Here is a 20,295-nt window from a genome sequence, read left to right on the forward strand (position 1 = left end):
TCTCCTTCCATTTAAGCGATTTATTAGTTATAGCATAGAGGGAATACAGCAGGAATATCAAGCAAAGGTTATAAAACAAGCGCATATTGAGAATAACACTGAGACCTAATGTTAAAAAACCTGCAATTAAGGAGAGGTCATGAAATAACGACAAACACCAAACCGCCATAATTGCTAAATAACAACGGCTTTTTGCCACAAAAGAACAATAAATTAACATCGGACTACACTAGTATTCTCTGTGTAGTGTTTATTCCTTTTTTGGTCCTCCTTCTGACTCTCCAGCAGAAGGAGTTTTTTCTTTTTTAGCCGTACAAAGAGACAGCCCATATCACCTATATAGGCTGAATGTACGATTAATGTGCAATAATATAAAAACTATGACTGTAAGCCACATCTTCTGGGTTTTCTATCGGGTATCCTTTTAGCCAAGGTTTAATCAATCGCCCATTAGTATATTGATAAATTGGCGCTATTGGTGCTTCTTGTGCAATTATCGCTTCCGCCTGATTATAATAACGATTACGTAAATCTTCGTTAGTTTCTATACTTGCTGAAGCCATCACCGCATCGTAATTTTTATTATTAAATTTTGGAATATTGCCATTATGCTGTGAGGTTAATAGCGACAAAAAGGTTGATGGCTCATTAAAATCACCTATCCAAGATGCCCTAATCACATCAAAGTTACCTGTATTGCGGCTATCAATATAAGTTTTCCATTCTTGGTTAACTAATTTAACCTCAACGCCCAATTTTTTCTTCCACATTGAGGCAACGGCAATCGCAATTTTTTGGTGATTTTCCGAGCTATTGTATAAAAGCACTAATTCAAGTGGTTTTTTGGGCCCATAACCAGCCGCTTGCAATAAGACTTTGGCTTGCTCATCCAATTCTTTTTGAGTGTAATTTTCATAAATACTTTTTTGTGGTTTAAAACCAGCGGTTACATCCGGTGTAAAACGGTTTGCAGGCTTCTCTCCAGTACCTAATACCTTTTTGGCTATCACTTGCCTATCTATCGTCATCGCTAACGCTTTGCGTACACGAATATCGTTAGTCGGTGCTCGCTGCGTGTTGAAGGCATAATAATAGGTGCCAAGTTGATCAGGGGTAAACACCTCATTCGGTATTTCGGCAAGTAATTTTTGATAACGTTGTTTAGGGAATGATTCAGTAATATCTAAATCTCCCGCTAAATAACGATTAGTCGCACTGGACTCTTGGTTTATTGGCACAAACGTCACTTTGGTGATCACCGTATTCGCATTGTCCCAATAGAATGGATTTTGGGTTAAAACGATTTTTTCATTAACCACTCTATCGGTAAGTTTAAATGCGCCATTTCCAACTAAGTGGTTCACTTTTATCCAGTCTGCGCCATATTTTTTAACCGTATTCGCATGAACCGGAAATAAACTAAAGTTAGCCGTTAATGAAGGGAAATAAGGAACTGGTTTATCTAAAACGACTTTAAGCGTCTGTTTATCAACGGCCTCAACGCCTAATTGCTCAGCAGGTAGTTTTCCATCAATAATTTGTTGTGCATTATTGATCCCAGCTAATGCCGCAAACCATGCAAATGGAGAGGTATTTTCTGGCGTCACTAAACGTTGCCAACTATAGACAAAATCTTCCGCTGTTACAGGTTCGCCATTCGACCAGCGCGCTTCTGGACGTAATTTAAAAAGCCATGTTTTATTATCCGTCGTACTCCAACTTTGAGCCACGCCAGGAATCGGTTTGCCATGCTTATCTTGATTCACTAATCCTTCGAATAAGTCACGCATAACTTGTGCTTCGGTCAACCCAACCGATTTTATTGGATCTAATGATGCCGGTTCATCTTTAAGATGACGGGTTACCTCTTGCTTTGTTGCCAGTACTGTTCCGGCAGGAACCTCTGCCGAAATAACAGGAGCTGCTGTAAACATCGCGGTGAAAACAATCGCTAAAGATGAAAGTGTGCGTTTATGCATGTTGGGAATTCTGTCGTATTAGCAAAAGTGAACTAGCAACTCTCTCTTATGGATATAAGTCAATGGACAAACAGAAAGAATTAACTAAGCAAATAAGAAGGTACTTTAAATACCATTAATCAATAAAATACCTCGGTTAAAGGTTGCTGACGTTATAAAACGGCCAAAAAAACCTTTCCAGCATCATATTCTTTCAGCGATTAAAAATCTATACACGATGACTTAATCTGTAAGCATTTCATACTTTTAAAATTTATCCTAATCTCTTCAAGGTATTATGAACAATTTTTTATCAATTCATATGATTGTTCATCGACTTAGCTGACTTTTTTTCGCGCAATAATGCGTAAACGCAGTTATCCGCAACGGCATCCCCCCCGAAGCCAAAATCACTGTGCTATGTTGATATTGAATGCATCTAGTGCTAGCTTGGTCGTTAACAAATTGATCAATAATAATATCCACGCTTTCACGCACTGACTCATTAATGGGAGAAATCGATATGTCACAGTCAGTTAAATTAAAAGGTAATGATGTCACTGTTAGCGGTGAGTTTTTACAAGCTGGCCAACAAGCAAAAGCATTCACTCTAGTGGCTAAAGACCTGTCTGAAGTCACTTTAGAAAACTACAAAGGTAAACGTAAGGTACTGAATATTTTCCCAAGCGTCGATACCGGCGTCTGTGCGGCATCTGTGCGCAAATTTAATCAATTAGCAAATGACCTTAACAACACTGTTGTACTGTGCATTTCAGCTGATTTACCGTTTGCACAAGCACGTTTCTGTGGTGCAGAAGGTTTAGATAACGTCGTTACCCTCTCTGCTTTCCGCAATCCTGAGTTTGCTCAAAACTACGGCGTTGCAATGACCAGTGGCCCACTGAAAGGCTTAACTGCGCGTTCCGTTGTTGTCTTAGATGAAAATGATAAAGTGATTTATAGCCAATTGGTTCCAGAAATTACAGAAGAGCCTGATTACGATAAAGCACTTGATGCATTAAAATAAGTCTATTATGCAGCCAGTTTCAAACTGGCTGCTCATCCCTAATCAATTACTCTACGTAAAGCCAATTGAGGGTTTTATGCTGTTTTGCGTTAACCACATTCGCAAATAACTTATTTTCACTCATCATATTCACGAGTGAGTGAGAACAACAGCTGAGAATTTTCAGTGCCTGCTCTTTATTGGCAGGGCATGACGAGGTGAGAATATCAATAATCAGATCACGGGGTTTGTTACCATTTTTGACCAACGCTTCCCAAGTGAAACGATTTCTTTTTTCTAGGTAACGCACTGCCGCTCTATTCATTAAATATAACTCTGCTGCTGAAGCGGCGGACTCAAACATATCATTTTGATAATGACGTTGATTGAGATATTCTCGCAGTTTGGTATTCACAATAAAGTTAAGAGCAAATTGATCCATAGCAACTCCTTGCAGGCACACGGGCGGCCTTGCTGTTTTCGTTATCATCAATCAAAATATCGCTTTAACACTTCAAATGAATATTCAGTTAATTTAAGTATAGTTTGCTTTCTGTGCTAAAAGATATCACTGTGGTCGAAAAAATCGCCAACGATCACATATTTTCAAAAAATGATGAGTTACTTGCATAGGGTGCAGCCTGATTAATCAGGAAACATCCTTATTTCGAGCTTAGTTCCCTTTGCCTCTTCAGTATATTTGTAAGTTGTTTCTCCACCTTCAAATAGTAAACTGATATCTAGCTGTTTATCATTCGGCCAATAATACTCTGCTTCAACACAACCACCTTGACTGCATGTCACCTTCATATTTTTATTTCTAACCAGTTTGTTAATAAAGTTAGCGTTGTTTTCAATATCCAGCTGTTTATAGCGTTCAAATGCCGAAGGAATATCTGCCCCATCAAAATGACATTCGATTAAATAACCATTCTCATAAATCTCTTCAGGTGTTTGTTGTTGATTGCGGCACAGATCCTCTAATACTTGTGAATGTGTTGACTCCTGCCCATAGCTCGGCCCAATGAAGCAGACGAATAAAAAGCCTAATATGAGGGACTTATTCATTATCCGGCTCTTTTTTCTGGTTTAGCCCATATTCACGTAATTTATTGGCAATCGCGGTATGAGACACTTCAAGACGTTTTGCGAGTTTACGCGTGCTTGGGTAATCGCGATATAAACGTGATAACACTGAGGCTTCATAGCGTTTGGTTATTTCATCTAATGAGCCATTTAATGAATCAACAGCTACTGCGGGCAAATTATCTGTTTCTGGTAAATCAATATCATGCGAATTTAGCACTTCCCCTTCTAGCTGTATCAATCCTTGATAAATCGCATTTCGTAGTTGTCTGACATTACCAGGCCAATAATAACGGCTTAAATAATCAATTAGAGACGGTGCTAGTCGTGGTTTTGTAATATTCAGTTCTTTAGAAAAGTTAGCTACAAAAGCTTCTGTGAGGGGTAATATATCTTCTTGTCTTTCACGTAGTGGCGGAATAGTTAACGTCAAAACATTTAAGCGATAATAAAGGTCTTCTCGGAATTTCTTCTGAACGACGAGTTCTGGCAGGTTTTTTTGTGTTGCACAAATAACCCGCACATCCACTTTCACTTCTCGCTCCTCACCCACCCGTCTAAATGTGCCATCATTTAAAAAACGCAGTAACTTGATTTGCATTTGTGGCGACATTTCGGCGATTTCATCTAATAAGACGGTTCCACCATTGGCTTGTTCAAAGAAACCTTTTTTACCATCTACTGCATTTGGATATGCACCAGCCGCATAGCCAAATAATTCACTTTCAACCACATCATCAGGCATTGATGCGCAATTTAAACCTAAGAAAGGCGCATTACCACGCGGACTGTGCAAATGGCATGCTTTCGCTAAAATATCTTTTCCTGTGCCAGTTTCCCCAACCAATAATAATGGTTCATCTAACATGGCAATGCGTTTTGCACGTTCAACCACATGTGACATTGCGGGACTATTGGCGATAATTAAATCGAATCCTTCCGTATCCACACCAACGATTTGTTTTCGTTGCTTTTCGAGTAACGCGACAGATTTTAATAATAAAACAGCACCGGTACAGTGCAACTTACCATTCTCATCCGCCAAAACAATCGGCGTAACTTGCATCAGATAGTCATTGCCTTTAACGGTGACTCTTTCTGTGTAAGGTTCGGGATCTTCGCGTTCAAACCAACGTTGTAAACCGTGATTGCCAACGAGCTGTGAAAAGGTTTTTTGTTTTATCTTGTTTTCATCAACCCCAAAAATCTGTAATGACATCGGGTTAACTAATTCAATATTCAACTTATTATCAATGGATAGGACAGGCTCTGGGAATGAGTTTAACAGTGCCCATACCGCCTTATGCTCTCGCTCTGACGGCATGAAATAGATGCGACGTACATCAATCACACCATTAATACGACGTATCTCCGCCATTAGTGTGCTGAATACCTGAAAATCAACAGGTGTGAAATTAAGGTAAATCCGTCTCTGTGCTGATATCTCAATACCCTTAAGAACAATATTCTGTAAGACTAATAAGTCAAGCAATTCACGCGTTAGACCGATCCGATCTTGGCAAGTTACTTCGAGACGCATGGATAAAAACCTTTAGCAGAAATGATATAGGCTTATTATTTTAGCTTGATTTACGGTAAGAATACAGCACATGTGTCACATATTGTTGACACCCGTGATTTACAATAAGGAAAAACAGAGAAAATCACTATTAGAACAAGGAATAATAAACGCATTTAATCGGACAAATAACAATTAGGCGTTTTTTTGCTGGAAAGTGTACTTTACTATTCAGTCCACCTACCAGCAATATCGTGATTTATTGGGGCGCTTTTTTACTGGGCATTGCCCTTTTGATTTGGCTCAGTAATTGTCCACGAAAATCGGCTAACCTTGGCTTATCCTCAATCCATGGCAATGGTCGACACAATTCCATCGCCTTGATGCCTAACCGAGCGGTTAATAGTCCTGCACCAATACCTTGTGCCGCACGTGTAGATAAACGAGCCGTAATATCTTGAGATAGCCAATCCATGCCTACTTCACGAATTAATTCCGAAGCTCCCGCAAAAGCGATATTAATCAGTACCATTCTGAATAATCGAATGCGACTGTAATAGCCCAACTCAATACCATAAATGGCTGCAATTCTATTTATTAAGCGAATATTGCGCCAAGCAATAAATGCCATATCAACAATTGCAAGTGGGCTGACTGCAATCATCAAAGCAGACTCTGCCGATGAACGACTAATTTCTTTACGTGCTTGTTCGTCAAGAACGGGTTGAACTAACTGGCTATATAACTCAACAACTTCACGGTCGTTATGCGAGTCATGAAGCGTGGCCTGCCAATGCTGTACTGCTGGGTGTTGAGCAGAAAGGGCGGATTGTTTGGCCAGTTTTTCACAGAATGCTTTCCCTTGCCCCATGCCATGGCTATGGAGTAACTCACGCGCAATATCACGTTCCTGAGCGCGCTCTTTTAAACGATACAAACGACGCCACTCTGTGACCACAGAACCAACACCAGCAACAACAATTAATCCGCCAGCTGCCGCAGTACCTAGTGCTGTCCAATCTTGAGTTACCCATGAGGTATGGATCCAGATCCCCAATTGCGCGATCACACTCACCCCAAAGATACCTATCGCTGTCCCGACTAGCTTACGCCAAAAACTACGTTTTGGTCTTAGCGCCTCATTGATGAGACTTTCCACTTCCCCTTCCTGAATATCTTGTTCCGCTTCAGCTTCTACGGGGATAAATTTATGTTGCTCTTGTGAATCAAAATGATGGGCTTTTTTTAGTGTTTCAGTCTGTTCAACACGACTATTTTGATTAAAATCGACGCGTTGTTTGATAGGTTCATTCATTTCAATTTATCTCCCAACAAGAACTCAAGCGCACTATCCATTCGAATATGAGGCAACGGCTGGTCAAACGGTGTTTGTCGAGGACGAAAATTTTCAAACTCAAACCGCTGATTTTGCCAAAATGTTTCACTCGGTAATCTTTTCGGCACCTCGCCAGGATAGAATGTCATTGAGTGACCATCACTCAAACGCTCACCTTTTAATGCGGGTAGCTTTTCCCCTTGATAATCAATAATGCCGCTTTCGGTAGCTTGAATTGAGGCTAGCCCCATACAGTCCATGCTGATCCCTTCAAATGCTGCATTTTGCCATGCTTCTTGTACCAGCTGTTGCAATAGCGATACTAAATTAGCATGTTGATCAGGCGTGACATGGTCTGCTTTGCTTGCCGCAAACAAGAGTTTATCAATACAGGGAGAAAATAGGCGTCTTAGTAAAGTACGCTTACCATAATGGAAGCTACGCATCAATTGCGTCAGCGCCATACGCATATCATTAAAAGCATCAGGCCCACTATTTAATGGCTGTAAGCAATCAACTAACACAATTTGGCGATCAAAACGCTGGAAGTGATCTTTATAAAAACCTTTTACCACGTTTTCGCAATAATACTGGTAGCGACGCTGTAACATGCCAAAGTTGGTATGTTTATCGGCTTGAGAAAGTTGTTTTTCACTATATTTTTCAATGTTAGGCCATGGAAAAAATTGTAATGCCGGTGCACCTGCTAATTCACCAGGCAGAACAAAACGTCCAGGCTGAATAAAATGCTGTCCTTGTGCTTTACACTGCTCTAAATAAGCGGTGTAGGCTGTCGAAATCGCTGCCAATAAATTCTCATCAGCGGGTGCCAATGGGTCACAGGACTCACACAAAGTTAACCATTCTTGCGCTAATTTACCGCGTTCCCCATTTTGCAGTTTTTGCATTTGAAGTGACCAATCTACGTAGTTTTGGTCAAGCATCGGGAGGTCAAGTAACCACTCGCCGGGGTAATCGACGACCTCAAGGTATAACGATGAGTTATCCACAAACCGCCGGAAAAAAGAGTCATTTGAACGATAATGTAATTTTAAACGTATTTCGCTCACGCCGCGCGTCGGTGTTGGCCATTGAGGTGGATTGCCATATAGTTGCGCAATGCCTTCATCATAGGTAAAGCGTTGAATTGAAAAATCACGTTGAGGAATGCGCTTTACCCCAAGTAAACGTTTATCCCGCGCAGCAGAAAATAGCGGTAATCGAGCACCACTATTCACATTCAATAGTTGATTCACAAGAGAAGTAATAAATGCCGTTTTTCCACTACGGCTAAGTCCGGTTACTGCGAGTCTGACATGGCGATCGACACTACGATTTACCATATCGGTCAATTCATTTTGCAGCCGTTTCATAGTTCTCCCACTCGCTCAATATTATTAATGCCTAATTTAGCATAAATTCAGCATCTCTAATTTGTTGAGTGCAAATTGTTTTTATATCGTTCAATAAATAAACACAACGTTTAATATGATTATTTCACCATCCTTTGTGTGAAATAGCCTATCACCCATTTACTGCCTACTATTTTTAATATTTTACCAATAATCCCACCGGGCCCATAAGTGATTGCAAGAGTGACAATGATTTTTAACCCTTTACTAATCGCTTGCTTTTTGGCTTGCCGTTTTAATTTACGTTTAATATCCATTTGCATGGTGCTACCACATGAATTTAATGAATCAAGAAAGCCATTTTAGGGAATACAACCCGAGTTCTATTCCCCGAAAATGTGAGGGCATTCATGTATTATAAATGACGGAACTTACTATTCACGGTATAGGTATCAGACGTGACATAACGTTCTATTTGACGTAGACGTTGTTCTCCCGATTTTAACTGCGCATCAACCTCATTAAATAAATTCGTTACTTCCACACTGATATCTTGTTCGCTTTGATAACCACTCGGTGCTTTTGGCACCACAAAACACATCACAATATAGAGGATCAGTGTTATCCCAAAGCTCATAAACAGTGCTAATACAGCTAATGCTCTGACTAATGCAACCGGTAGGTCTAAAAACTGTGCAATACCAGAGCATACCCCACCAAAAACACGGCGGTCAGTTAAACGATATAATTTACGGTTGCGAAAATCAGTCATTATTTTTGCCTCCAATTAGGATGTTCCGCATCCAGAATATCTTCTAGCGTCTTGATACGTTGTTGCATACGCTGTGATTGTTCTGCAAGCTGCACTAAACGCTGAATTTCATTTTCTGTTAGCTGGCTCCCCTGCCTATTATTTTGCTTGTTGTAATGCAACCACAACCAAAATGGCAGAATAAAAATAAGAAAAACAATTAAGACGAGAGACAGAAAAACATAGCCCATCACATTTCCTTATATCAAATGGTTATATCCGTTTCTCCCTAGTGCAATCGTGAACCGCACTAGGGATTAGGATGATAAATTACTGTTCTTTATTAGTGTTAATTTTAGCCTTAAGAGCAGCTAACTGTGCACTGATTTCATCATCCGCTTTTAATTCAGCGAATTGTTGATCCAACGATTTTTGCTTACCGATACCGTAGCTTTGCGCTTCGCCTTCCATATGGTCAATACGACGCTCAAACTGTTCGAAACGCGCCATCGCTTCATCAAGTTTACCGCTATCAAGTTGGCGACGTACATTGCGGCTTGATTGCGCGGCTTCTAAACGAACCACCATTGATTGCTGTTTCGCGCGAGTTTCTTGCAGTTTGTTTTCGAGCTCAGTAATTTCACCTTTTAAGCGAGCCAGCGTTTCTTCAACAATAATAAGCTCATGTTTCAAGGTATCAACCATTGAATTAACTTTCTGTTTTTCAATCAGTGCGGCACGCGCTAAGTCTTCTTTGTCTTTAACTAAGGCTAACTCAGCTTTTTCCTGCCAATCCGCAATCTGTTTTTCGCCCATTTCGATTCGGCGCTCTAAACCTTTTTTCTCTGCCAAAGTTCGAGCCGATGTAGAACGAATTTCAACCAACATATCTTCCATTTCCTGAATCATCAGGCGGATCATTTTTTGTGGATCTTCTGCTTTATCGAGTAAAGATGCGATATTTGCATTAATGATGTCGGCAAAACGTGAAAAAATACCCATTATTTATATCCTCTTGATGGATTTATCATTCAGTAGAGCCTCAACCCACTTTGGCTTCCAACCAATACGTGACGCTCCATAGTAAAACTGACTTAGCCAAATGATGGCAGTGATATCTTGCTTATTACAATCAGTATATTGCAACCACTGTGCCAACTTATAAAAATAAAATACAACACATTGATTTATAATGAATTAATTATTTTAGTATCAATCATTCTCGTTCTAGACTATAGTCTTAAACTGGTCAATAAAACCAACTATTGGTGAAAATAACCATGAAAAATACGAACGATATCATTATTGGTAATTCTTCCAACTTTTTAGATGTACTTGAGCGAACTTCAGAACTGGCCAAACTTAATAAACCTATATTAGTTATTGGTGAACGAGGAACCGGAAAAGAGCTCATTGCAGATCGTCTGCATTATCTTTCACCTCGCTGGCAAGAGCCTTTTATCTCTCTCAATTGCAGCGGACTCAATGAGAATTTACTGGATTCTGAATTATTTGGCCACGAAGCGGGATCTTTTACAGGCGCTCAAAAACGACATCAAGGCCGCTTTGAGCGCGCCGATAAAGGCACACTCTTTCTCGATGAGCTGGCTACTGCGCCCATGTCAGTACAAGAAAAGCTCCTGCGCGTTATCGAATATGGTGAATTAGAACGAGTAGGCGGTAGCCAATCATTAAAAGTTGACGTTCGTCTGGTGTGTGCAACTAACGCAAACTTACCGATATTGGCGAAGGAAGGCCGCTTCAGGGCAGATCTACTCGATAGGTTAGCGTTTGAAGTCATCCGCATTCCACCATTACGTGAACGAATATCTGACATTATGTTGCTCGCGGAGCACTTTGCTATCGCCATGAGTGGTGAACTAAAACGCCCTTATTTCACAGGTTTTACCTCTGCGGCCCAACAGGCCTTAGAGCAATATTCATGGCCCGGCAATATCCGTGAATTAAAAAACGTTGTAGAGCGTTCCGTTTATCGTCATGGAAACAAAGAAGCGCCTGTTGATACTATTATTTTTGACCCATTCGGCGAAAAACTCGCTGAACTTTCAGATACAAATACGCCAATAGTGCATAAGTCTATATCCCTTCCTTCTTTACCGTGTAATTTACGCCTTTGGCAGCAACAAAGTGAAAAACAATTAGTCGAGCGAGCTTTACAGCAGAGTCAATTTAATCAACGAAAAGCGGCTCAACGATTATCTCTGAGCTACGATCAAATCAGAGGTTTAATTAAAAAGCATCAGATTGAACTTAATTTAAATTTTGATAACGATGAGTTTTCTAATTGAAATCATATTTAATTTATTCATTATTTTTGTAAAATAACACATGAGTTGAGTAAGTCTAAACAATCGGCTTACTCATCATCAATGCATTATTTTTCTTGTAATGTTTTCGTTCTCATTTCTGTTTGCTCTATTTGACAAGCGAGATAAATATCGCCTGCGCCACTCCCCCCTAAAAGGGTATCTGATTGACGTTGGCATTCGCTATTACGATATACGATAAAATCTTTTTGCGATGTCGCCAATGATTCAAGTGCTGGTTTAGTGGCGCTAGAATCAACGGCAGCTAAGCTTTCTCTGGCTTTTAACAGAGATTCATTCATATTTTTTTCTGCAACAACTAATTTGACTTTTAAGCAATCCGCTATTTGTGTCCGTGGATTATCACCTATTTCTTGGTAACATTGCGCTAATGAATTCGCTATATTTCCGTTTGCAGCGAATAACATACTTGAATAAGATAATAATAACGTAGTTAAAATAATAGGCATTGTTTTTTTCATATTGTTAATATTCATATATCACTCTACTATTATCTAATATATTGAGATTTAACCACCTCAACACCAAATGAGTAAAATTACGTACAATCAAATAAATATAAAATAATTCATAACGAAAATATATGACATTTACTTTAATTTAATTTATATCGATAACAATTGAATTTCTAACTTACTCATTATTTGCACTTATAACTGCTTATGACTACTATTTGAGGGTAATAAATGAAAATCATTAAACAAGTGACCTTGTTTTTTTTATTTATGGGTCTTACCTACTCTGTCAATGCCAATAGTATTATCGAATCCCTCTCGTTCTGCGATCATCGGTTTTTTGATAAAGTCAAACACGATTCGCAACTTGATACCCTTCCTCAAAATATCACGCTTTCACAATTATTTAGTGATTCCGGCCTCACCATTCCACTGCAATACACGACCGAAGAAGGCATTGAGTTGACTCGTTTTGTGGCTATCGCGATTGACCTCGAGCGTGACAACAAAATTTCGAATAATAAAATTGATGAAACCTTTTATTATTGGGGGTTTGAAACATCGCTACCTGAACAGGAGGTCATTCAACGTTTATCCACCCAGATCCCACTCACTGAGGGAGGTGAGTTTTATGTCGCTAATTCAATGATAAGAGATGCTATTTCAGCGCCTTGGCAAAAAAATTTAACGCCGATTAGTCGTATCTCCCCAACAAATGACTGGGCAGAAAAACTCTTTTTTATTGAAGCAAACAAGGAAAGTGGGATCGTCAGGATAATGTGTACTTTACAGGGTAATGTGAATGAGAATGATTTGAAAACAGTGGGTTTAATCAATTAACTCTCACACAGACTAGCTAAAAACCACTTTAACCCCATAGTTTTTAGATAAAAAAAAGCCAGCACCCATGCTGGCTATAAAAAAACACTGGAAGCAATGTGAGCAATGTCATGCCAGACCGTAAGCTTTTCACTTAGGTGGCAAAGCGAATGATAATAGTTATCAGTACTATTTGTAAAGCTTTTTAATGAGATTTTTTCTCATTAAAAGGTAATAATATGATTTTAAAAATAATTATATTTTCTTTTTAGATAATTTTTCATCATAATCATTGGTATTAGAACGAAAAATAAGCACGATTTTGCTTATACCCTGTTGAACCATTTTTACGATACAATACGTTTTTTAAGGTTAACGATATCAGTGCTATGCGCCTAATAATTCTTTGGCTTCTATATACTCTTTCACTAACAGCTCAGGCTCTTAGTGGCAATATGTCATACAAAGATACCATGGCAAACGATGTTCCAGAGAACATCCGCCAAAATGGCTTTATCTATTGTGTTAATGGCATTGTCACCACATTTAATCCACAGTTAGCGAGCAGTGGCCTGATCGTCGATCCTTTAGCAGCACAAATCTATGACCGTTTACTGGATGTTGACCCTTTTACCTATCGGCTAATTCCGGAGGTCGCCTCTAAATGGGAGGTTCTTGATAATGGTGCCACTTACCGATTAACACTGCGTAAAGACGTAAAGTTTCAAGAGACGCCGTGGTTTACACCAACACGTAATATGAATGCGGATGATGTCGTTTTTAGTTTTTCCCGCATGTTTGAAGTCAATCACCCCTATCACTATATCAGTGGAGGTCATTACCCCTACTTTGATAGCTTGCAGTTTGCTAATAGTGTGCAGAGTGTCCGTAAATTGAATAACTACACTGTCGAATTTCGTCTTAATGCGCCCGATGCTTCTTTCTTATGGCATTTAGCCACACACTATGCCCCCATTTTGTCAGCCGAGTATGCAGACCATCTTTCTCGTATTAATCGACAAGAAATGATTGATTGGCGTCCAGTAGGAACCGGCCCATTCCGTTTTGATGATTACCAAGCAGGACAATTTGTTCGCTTACTGCGTAACAATCACTATTGGAAAGGTCAGCCTCGTATGGAGGAAATTGTTATCGATATGGGAGCGGGTGGCACAGGGCGCATATCAAAATTACTAACGGGTGAGTGCGATGTACTGGCTTATCCCGCAGCTAGCCAACTTTCTGTCTTACGTGATGACCCTCGTTTACGTATTTCGATGCGTTCAGGTATGAACATTGCTTATTTAGCGTTTAACACTAGCAAACCACCGCTTAACCAATTGAAAGTACGTCAAGCGATTGCTTATGCAATTAATAATGAACGTTTAATGCAATCAATCTACTATGGTACCGCGGAAACAGCAGCTTCTATTCTTCCTCGCGCGTCTTGGGCTTATGATAATCAAGCCAAAGTAACAGATTATAATCCTGAGCTATCAAAAAAGATGCTACAAGAACTAGGTCTCGAAAACCTGACCCTTGATTTGTGGGTGCCTATCTCCTCACAATCCTATAATCCCAGCCCACTTAAAATGGCAGAGCTTATCCAAGCCGATCTAGCACAAGTTGGGATTACCATGAACATTCGTTCTGTTGAAGGGCGTTTTCAGGAAAACCAATTAATGGATCGCTCCCATGATATGACCCTCGCTGGCTGGGCAACTGACAGTAACGATCCCGATAGTTTCTTCCGTCCGCTGTTAAGTTGTGCCGCGATAGCCTCTCAAACCAATTTAAGTCATTGGTGTAGCCCCTCCTTTGATGAGATATTGCATAAAGCTTTATTGACAGAACAACTTGCCGCTAGAATTGATTATTATCATCAAGCACAGCAGATATTAAGTGATGATTTGCCTGTTTTACCCCTAGCCTATTCTTTACGTTTGCAGGCATACCGTTTTGATATGAAAGGATTAGTGATCAGTGCATTTGGCAATACCTCGTTTGCTGGCGTATACCGAGATATGAGTGAATATGCTCAAAAAATCAAACCTAAACAGGAGCAGCAACCATGATCATCTATTCGCTGCGCCGTATACTGTTGCTATTAGTTACCGTCTTTTTCCTTTCATTGGTAAGTTTTAGCCTCAGCTACTTTACGCCTAATGCGCCTTTAAGTGGTGCCTCATTAGTTGATGCTTATTTATTCTATTTCGATGGTTTACTCCATTTCGATTTTGGCGTTTCCAGCATTAATGGCGAACCTATTACCGAGCAATTAAAGGATACCTTCCCCGCCACCATGGAGCTGTGTATTTTAGCCTTCATGTTTGCTCTCATCGTCGGTATTCCTCTTGGTATGATCGCCGCATTTTGGCGCAATAAACCTGCTGATGTCGCAATCAGTACGTTTGCATTATTAGGCTTTTCGGTGCCTGTATTTGTACTCGCATTAGTACTCACACTGTTCTTTTCATTGCGGCTCGGTTGGCTGCCCGTTTCTGGACGTATTGACCTTCTCTATAATTTAAAGCCGATTACTGGCTTTGCATTAATCGATGCTTGGCTTTCTGACTCACCTTATCGCCAACAGATGATTATCAATGTGCTAGAACATATGGTGCTTCCTGTTTTAACTCTCGCGTTAGCACCAACAACCGAAGTCATTCGCTTAGTGCGAAACAGTACCGAGGAAATTGCCAGCGCAAACTATATAAAAGCCGCTGCAACGCGTGGGCTATCAAGGCTGACGATTATTCGCCGCCATATTTTTCATAACGCAATTCCCCCCATTATTCCTAAATTAGGCTTACAGTTTTCTACCATGCTAACATTAACCATGGTGACTGAAGTCGTATTTAACTGGCCCGGACTAGGCCGTTGGTTGGTGACAGCGATACGCCAACAAGACTATTCCGCTATTTCAGCAGGTGTCATGCTAATCGGAGCCTTAGTGATTGCCGTTAACGTGTTATCAGACATTTTAGGTGCGATGATGGATCCGTTAAAACATAAGGATTGGTATGTCCTCAGATAATTTTTATCGTGAACAAAAAATGCCTTCCCCAACGCGGGTAGTTTGGAATATTTTTTCATCTGATATTATTTCGATGATTGGCTTCTATGGCGTATTGTTTTTATTAGCCCTTTCTTTTATAGGCAGTTACCTCGCACCTTATACTATCGACCAGCAATTTCTAGGTTATCAATTACTGCCGCCCTCTTGGTCTCATTACGGTAATGTGGCATTTTTTCTGGGTACAGATGACCTTGGAAGGGATATCCTTAGCCGGCTTATTCTGGGTACTAAATCCACTTTCGGTGCGGCTCTATTGGTAACATTTATCGCCACCATGATAGGGCTGGTGCTTGGTTGTCTTGCCGGTATGACACGCGGTTTAAAATCCGCCATTTTTAATCATATACTCGATACCCTTCTCTCAATTCCCTCTCTGCTACTTGCAATTATTGTCGTGGCATTTATGGGGGCGAGCTTACAAAATGCGATGCTGGCTATCTGCTTAGCCTTGATCCCTCGCATGGTCAGAACCATCTATGTCGCCGTTCACGATGAGCTGGATAAAGAGTATATTGTTGCGGCACGTCTTGATGGCGCTTCAAATATTTTTATTTTGTGGTATACCGTGTTACCTAACATCACCCCGATATTAGTCACCGAATTAACCCGAGCGCTCTCTATTGCCATTTTAGATATTGCGGCTTTAGGATTTCTTGACCTTGGTGCACAATTACCCTCTTCAGAATGGGGCGCTATGCTCGGTGATAGCTTGGAACTGATCTATGTTGCACCTTGGTCTGTGATTTTACCTGGCGCTGCCATTATGATGAGTGTCTTATTCGTCAACTTATTAGGCGATGGTTTACATCGAGCCATTAATGCGGGGGTTGAATAATGCCTTTACTAGACATCCGCAATTTAACCATTGAGTTTATGACCGCCAATGGCCCCGTCAAGGCGGTTGACCGTATTTCTATGACGCTGACCGAAGGTGAAGTTCGAGGCTTAGTCGGTGAGTCAGGCTCAGGTAAAAGCTTAATCGCAAAAGCCATTTGTGGGGTAACTAAAGACAATATTCGCGTCACGGCAGACCGCTTTCGTTTTCAAGATATCGATTTATTAAAATTGAGTCCGCGTAAACGCCGAAAACTAATTGGTCACAATATCTCGATGATTTTCCAAGAGCCACAATCTTGCCTTGATCCTGCTGAGGATATTGGCAAACAATTAATACAAGCCATCCCAAGATGGACGTATAAAGGCCGTTGGTGGCAGCGATTTAATTGGCGAAAACGTCGTGCTATTGAACTGTTACATCGTGTTGGTATTAAAGATCATAAAGATATTATGCGTAGCTACCCTTATGAACTGACCGATGGTGAATGCCAAAAAGTGATGATCGCTATCGCTATTGCTAATCAGCCTCGTTTATTAATTGCTGATGAACCCACTAACGCGATGGAATCCACGACGCAGGCACAAATTTTTCGTTTACTCGATAAGCTAAATCAAAACAATAACATGACTATTTTATTGATCAGTCATGATATGGAAATGATGTCAAAACTCGTCGATAGAATTAATGTACTTTACTGTGGGCAAACCGTTGAAAGTGCCACACCTGAAGATATTCTACAGCGACCTCATCACCCTTATACGCAAGCACTTATTCGTTCAATACCTGATTTCGAAAGCCCTATTCCGCATAAAGGACGGTTAAATACGTTACCCGGTGCGATCCCATCACTGGAGCATTTACCCATTGGCTGTCGCTTAGGCCCTCGATGTCCTTATGCTCAACGAACCTGTATCGTGGCGCCCCCTTTACGTAATATTAAAAACCATCTATTTGCTTGCCACTACCCGTTAAATACGGAGGAACCAAACTGATGGATACCTTACTTGAGGTACGTAACCTCACAAAAACATTTCGTTTTCGTGAAGGGTTATTCCGCCGATATGAATTAGAAGCCGTTAAACCGTTAAGTTTTAATCTGCAAGCAGGGCAAACTTTAGCGATTATTGGCGCGAATGGTTCAGGAAAATCAACACTGGCGCGCATGCTATCAGGTGTCACTGAACCAACCGCGGGTGAAATTATGATCCGCGGTCATCGACTTAGCTATGGCGATTATAGCTATCGTAGCCAGCGGGTGCGTATGATATTCCAAGATCCTAGTACCTCATTAAACCCACGACAACGTATTGGGCAAACACTTGAATTACCGTTAAAGCTCAATACTGATTTGACCGGAATTGAACGAGAACGCCGTATTATTCAAACACTACGGCAAGTAGGCTTATTAGCCGATCATGCAGAATATTATCCGCATATGCTAGCATCTGGTCAAAAACAGCGTGTTGCGCTCGCAAGGGCACTGATTTTACAACCCGAAATTATTATTGCGGATGAAGCATTGGCGTCACTCGATATGTCAATGCGTTCACAAATCATTAACCTCATGTTGGAACTACAGGCCAAACAAGATATTGCCTATATTTACGTAACCCAGCATTTAGGGATGATGAAACATATTAGCGATAAAATGCTCGTCATGGATAAAGGCGTTGTTGTCGAACGGGGCAATACCGCTGAGGTACTCGCATCACCACTTCATGATGTGACACGCCGATTAATTGAGAGCCATTTCGGTGAACCACTATCCATTGATGCATGGCGCCAGGATATTTGACTGCTCCGAGGAGAACAGCAAAATACCCTTCTTAATGTAATACATGGTAAGATATCGATAATTCGTCAATAAGGAACGCGAAAACTACCCAAGACACGGTGTCTTCTGGTATATTCGCGCTTTCAATAGAAAATAAACAAGGATAATGCTATGGGTTTTTTAACCGGCAAGCGCATTCTAATCACTGGTGTTGCCAGTAAATTATCAATTGCATACGGTATTGCTAAAGCAATGCATGATCAAGGCGCTGAACTGGCGTTCACTTATCAAAACGAAAAATTAAAACCGCGTGTTGAAGAGTTTGCAGCATCTTTAGGCTCTAACCTCGTTATTGAATGTGACGTTGCTGTTGATGCAAGTATTGACGCTCTGTTTGCTGAATTAGGAAAATCCTGGCCTAAATTTGATGGCTTTGTCCATTCAATCGGCTTTGCTCCAGCAGACCAACTCGATGGTGACTATGTTGATGCGGTCACTCGTGACGGCTTCCGTATCGCTCACGACATCAGTGCTTATAGCTTTGTTGCAATGGCAAAAGCATGTCGTGAAATGCTGAACCCAGATGCCTCTCTGTTAACGCTGACCTACTTAGGTGCTGAGCGTGCGATCCCTAACTATAACGTCATGGGCCTGGCAAAAGCCTCTTTGGAAGCTAATGTGCGTTATATGGCCAATGCTATGGGTCCTCAAGGTATCCGTGTGAACGCGGTTTCTGCCGGTCCAATCCGGACACTAGCGGCATCTGGTATTAAAGATTTCCGTAAAATGCTTGCGCATTGTGAAGCTGTAACGCCAATCCGCCGTACTGTCACGATCGAAGATGTTGGTAATACAGCCGCCTTCCTGTGCTCTAACCTTGCTGCCGGTATTACTGGTGAAGTCGTTCACGTTGACGGTGGTTTCAGCATCGCTGCGATGAATGAGTTAGAACTAAAATAAGTGTCAGTTTATCTTGAAACGCCATCTTATGATGGCGTTTTTCCTCTTAACGTCCAATAGCAACCTTTCTTTTATATCGCTAAGGTGAACGATAATCATAAAAGTCACGCTCACCAATCATGGCTAAGCCTTCCACTCCCCTGTATACATCATTAATCACACGTCCATTTAAGCTGGATATCTTCAAAATCAAAGCAAGGAACAATCGTAATTATTTATTGATATCGCGCGACTTATCGGTTTGCACTAAGCCAATTAACTATTTTGCGATTAAACTGACACCTTAAAGCAAATTCTTTCCCGCCAGTCATGATATACTCTATAAAATATGTGTCTTCTGATTGCCAACATAACTATTTAGGAGTTTTATGATGAAATTGTATTATGCTCCCGGTGCTTGTTCTCTTTCTCCTCACATTATCTTGCGCGAAACAGGGCTGGACTTCAGCATTATACGCGTCAATTTAAAAGATAAAACAACGGAAGATGGCCAAGATTTCTTAGCTATCAACCCTAAAGGGCAAGTTCCTACCTTGATTTTAGATGATGGTGAACAGTTGACGGAAGGTGCAGTGATTGTGCAATATCTCGCTGACCAAAAACAAGATAGACATTTAATCGCCCCTGCAGGCACGATGAAACGTTATCATCAACTTGAAGCACTGAATTTTATTTCCACTGAGCTACATAAGAATTTTGCGCCTTTATTCACACCAGGAACCCCTGAAGAATACAAGCAAATAGCCAGAGCAACTCTCTCAAGAAAATTCCAATATGTTGATGATGTATTAGCTAAACAAGCTTTCTTTGCAGATGATAGCTTTACTGTTGCAGATGCTTATTTATTCACCGTGAGCAATTGGGCAAAATTAGTGGGTGTTGATATTACTCACTTGAAACATTTGACTGAATATTGCGGCAAAATTGCTAAACGTCCTAAAGTTCAAGAAGCATTATCGGCTGAAGGGCTGATCTAATTTATCATAGCGCTTCATCACTGGAGCGCTATGTAAA

At 40.6% G+C, this 20,295-nt stretch carries 21 protein-coding genes; 10 read left to right on the forward strand and 11 right to left on the reverse strand.

All coding sequences use genetic code 11. From position 1 onward, the window contains the following. Positions 1–356 precede the first annotated feature (356 nt). Positions 357–1,979, reverse strand: coding sequence for a peptide ABC transporter substrate-binding protein (locus O7C57_RS11955; RefSeq protein WP_196713035.1), 1,623 nt, complete (start codon positions 1,977–1,979; stop codon positions 357–359). A 502-nt stretch (positions 1,980–2,481) separates the two neighbouring features. Here O7C57_RS11955 and tpx point away from each other — a divergent pair. Beyond that, on the forward strand, positions 2,482–2,985 hold the full coding sequence (tpx, locus tag O7C57_RS11960) for a thiol peroxidase (RefSeq protein WP_163861972.1): 504 nt from the start codon (positions 2,482–2,484) through the stop codon (positions 2,983–2,985). Between the two features lie 46 nt (positions 2,986–3,031). Here tpx and O7C57_RS11965 read toward each other — a convergent pair whose 3' ends face one another. The 9 genes from O7C57_RS11965 to pspA all read right to left on the reverse strand — a co-directional run bounded on the left by O7C57_RS11965 (position 3,032) and on the right by pspA (position 10,010). Beyond that, on the reverse strand, positions 3,032–3,406 hold the full coding sequence (locus O7C57_RS11965) for an ATP-binding protein (protein ID WP_154623851.1): 375 nt from the start codon (positions 3,404–3,406) through the stop codon (positions 3,032–3,034). A 203-nt stretch (positions 3,407–3,609) separates the two neighbouring features. Next, the gene (locus O7C57_RS11970; protein WP_154623852.1) at positions 3,610–4,032 is read right to left on the reverse strand and encodes a hypothetical protein; all 423 of its coding nucleotides are present in this window, start codon (positions 4,030–4,032) and stop codon (positions 3,610–3,612) included. Next, positions 4,025–5,590, reverse strand: coding sequence for a transcriptional regulator TyrR (gene tyrR, locus O7C57_RS11975; RefSeq protein ID WP_269723181.1), 1,566 nt, complete (start codon positions 5,588–5,590; stop codon positions 4,025–4,027). The genes O7C57_RS11970 and tyrR overlap by 8 nt, the downstream gene beginning before the upstream one ends. Before the next feature lie 238 nt (positions 5,591–5,828). Next, positions 5,829–6,884: a YcjF family protein gene (locus O7C57_RS11980; RefSeq protein ID WP_154623854.1), complete on the reverse strand. Its 1,056-nt coding sequence runs from the start codon at positions 6,882–6,884 to the stop codon at positions 5,829–5,831. After that, positions 6,881–8,278 (reverse strand): YcjX family protein, encoded by a 1,398-nt coding sequence (locus O7C57_RS11985; protein WP_269723182.1) that lies wholly within the window; start codon positions 8,276–8,278, stop codon positions 6,881–6,883. The genes O7C57_RS11980 and O7C57_RS11985 overlap by 4 nt, the downstream gene beginning before the upstream one ends. Before the next feature lie 119 nt (positions 8,279–8,397). Then, a complete protein-coding gene (locus O7C57_RS11990) occupies positions 8,398–8,580 on the reverse strand; it encodes a hypothetical protein (protein ID WP_154623856.1) in 183 nt (60 codons plus the stop codon). Between the two features lie 92 nt (positions 8,581–8,672). After that, the gene (gene pspC, locus O7C57_RS11995) at positions 8,673–9,029 is read right to left on the reverse strand and encodes an envelope stress response membrane protein PspC (RefSeq protein WP_154623857.1); all 357 of its coding nucleotides are present in this window, start codon (positions 9,027–9,029) and stop codon (positions 8,673–8,675) included. Beyond that, a complete protein-coding gene (pspB, locus tag O7C57_RS12000; protein WP_154623858.1) occupies positions 9,029–9,259 on the reverse strand; it encodes an envelope stress response membrane protein PspB in 231 nt (76 codons plus the stop codon). Before pspB ends, pspC begins: the two co-directional genes overlap by 1 nt. Positions 9,260–9,338: 79 nt before the next feature. Next, positions 9,339–10,010 (reverse strand): phage shock protein PspA, encoded by a 672-nt coding sequence (gene pspA / locus O7C57_RS12005; RefSeq protein WP_154623859.1) that lies wholly within the window; start codon positions 10,008–10,010, stop codon positions 9,339–9,341. Between the two features lie 278 nt (positions 10,011–10,288). Between pspA and pspF the strand changes: the two genes are divergently transcribed. After that, on the forward strand, positions 10,289–11,317 hold the full coding sequence (gene pspF / locus O7C57_RS12010; protein WP_154623860.1) for a phage shock protein operon transcriptional activator: 1,029 nt from the start codon (positions 10,289–10,291) through the stop codon (positions 11,315–11,317). A gap of 86 nt (positions 11,318–11,403) precedes the next feature. Here the strand turns inward: pspF and umoC are convergent, their stop codons facing one another. Continuing rightward, the gene (umoC, locus tag O7C57_RS12015; RefSeq protein ID WP_154623861.1) at positions 11,404–11,832 is read right to left on the reverse strand and encodes a lysozyme inhibitor LprI family protein; all 429 of its coding nucleotides are present in this window, start codon (positions 11,830–11,832) and stop codon (positions 11,404–11,406) included. A 210-nt stretch (positions 11,833–12,042) separates the two neighbouring features. On the opposite strand from umoC, the gene O7C57_RS12020 reads away from it, so the two are divergent. The 8 genes from O7C57_RS12020 (at position 12,043) to gstA (ending at position 20,258) form a co-directional block, all read left to right on the forward strand. Next, complete coding sequence (locus O7C57_RS12020) at positions 12,043–12,651, forward strand: hypothetical protein (protein ID WP_163861993.1); 609 nt, start codon at positions 12,043–12,045, stop codon at positions 12,649–12,651. Between the two features lie 368 nt (positions 12,652–13,019). Beyond that, entirely contained in the window at positions 13,020–14,705 is a 1,686-nt protein-coding gene (gene sapA / locus O7C57_RS12025) for an ABC transporter substrate-binding protein SapA (protein WP_247047472.1), read from the forward strand. Then, positions 14,702–15,667 (forward strand): putrescine export ABC transporter permease SapB, encoded by a 966-nt coding sequence (sapB, locus tag O7C57_RS12030; protein ID WP_269723183.1) that lies wholly within the window; start codon positions 14,702–14,704, stop codon positions 15,665–15,667. Before sapA ends, sapB begins: the two co-directional genes overlap by 4 nt. Then, positions 15,654–16,544 (forward strand): putrescine export ABC transporter permease SapC, encoded by an 891-nt coding sequence (gene sapC / locus O7C57_RS12035; RefSeq protein ID WP_154622758.1) that lies wholly within the window; start codon positions 15,654–15,656, stop codon positions 16,542–16,544. The genes sapB and sapC overlap by 14 nt, the downstream gene beginning before the upstream one ends. After that, complete coding sequence (sapD, locus tag O7C57_RS12040; protein ID WP_154622759.1) at positions 16,544–17,539, forward strand: putrescine export ABC transporter ATP-binding protein SapD; 996 nt, start codon at positions 16,544–16,546, stop codon at positions 17,537–17,539. Before sapC ends, sapD begins: the two co-directional genes overlap by 1 nt. Then, positions 17,539–18,342 carry a putrescine export ABC transporter ATP-binding protein SapF gene (gene sapF, locus O7C57_RS12045; protein ID WP_154622760.1) on the forward strand — a complete coding sequence of 268 codons (804 nt, stop codon included), beginning with the start codon at positions 17,539–17,541 and terminating at the stop codon, positions 18,340–18,342. The genes sapD and sapF overlap by 1 nt, the downstream gene beginning before the upstream one ends. 150 nt (positions 18,343–18,492) lie before the next feature. Next, positions 18,493–19,281, forward strand: a complete 789-nt coding sequence (gene fabI, locus O7C57_RS12050) for an enoyl-ACP reductase FabI (RefSeq protein ID WP_154622761.1) — start codon at positions 18,493–18,495, stop codon at positions 19,279–19,281. A gap of 371 nt (positions 19,282–19,652) precedes the next feature. Beyond that, positions 19,653–20,258, forward strand: coding sequence for a glutathione transferase GstA (gene gstA / locus O7C57_RS12055; protein ID WP_154622767.1), 606 nt, complete (start codon positions 19,653–19,655; stop codon positions 20,256–20,258). The last annotated feature ends 37 nt before the right edge of the window (positions 20,259–20,295 follow it).

Origin of the sequence: Providencia sp. 21OH12SH02B-Prov (assembly GCF_027362595.1) — a bacterium.
GTDB classification, from domain to species: Bacteria; Pseudomonadota; Gammaproteobacteria; order Enterobacterales; family Enterobacteriaceae; genus Providencia; species Providencia zhejiangensis.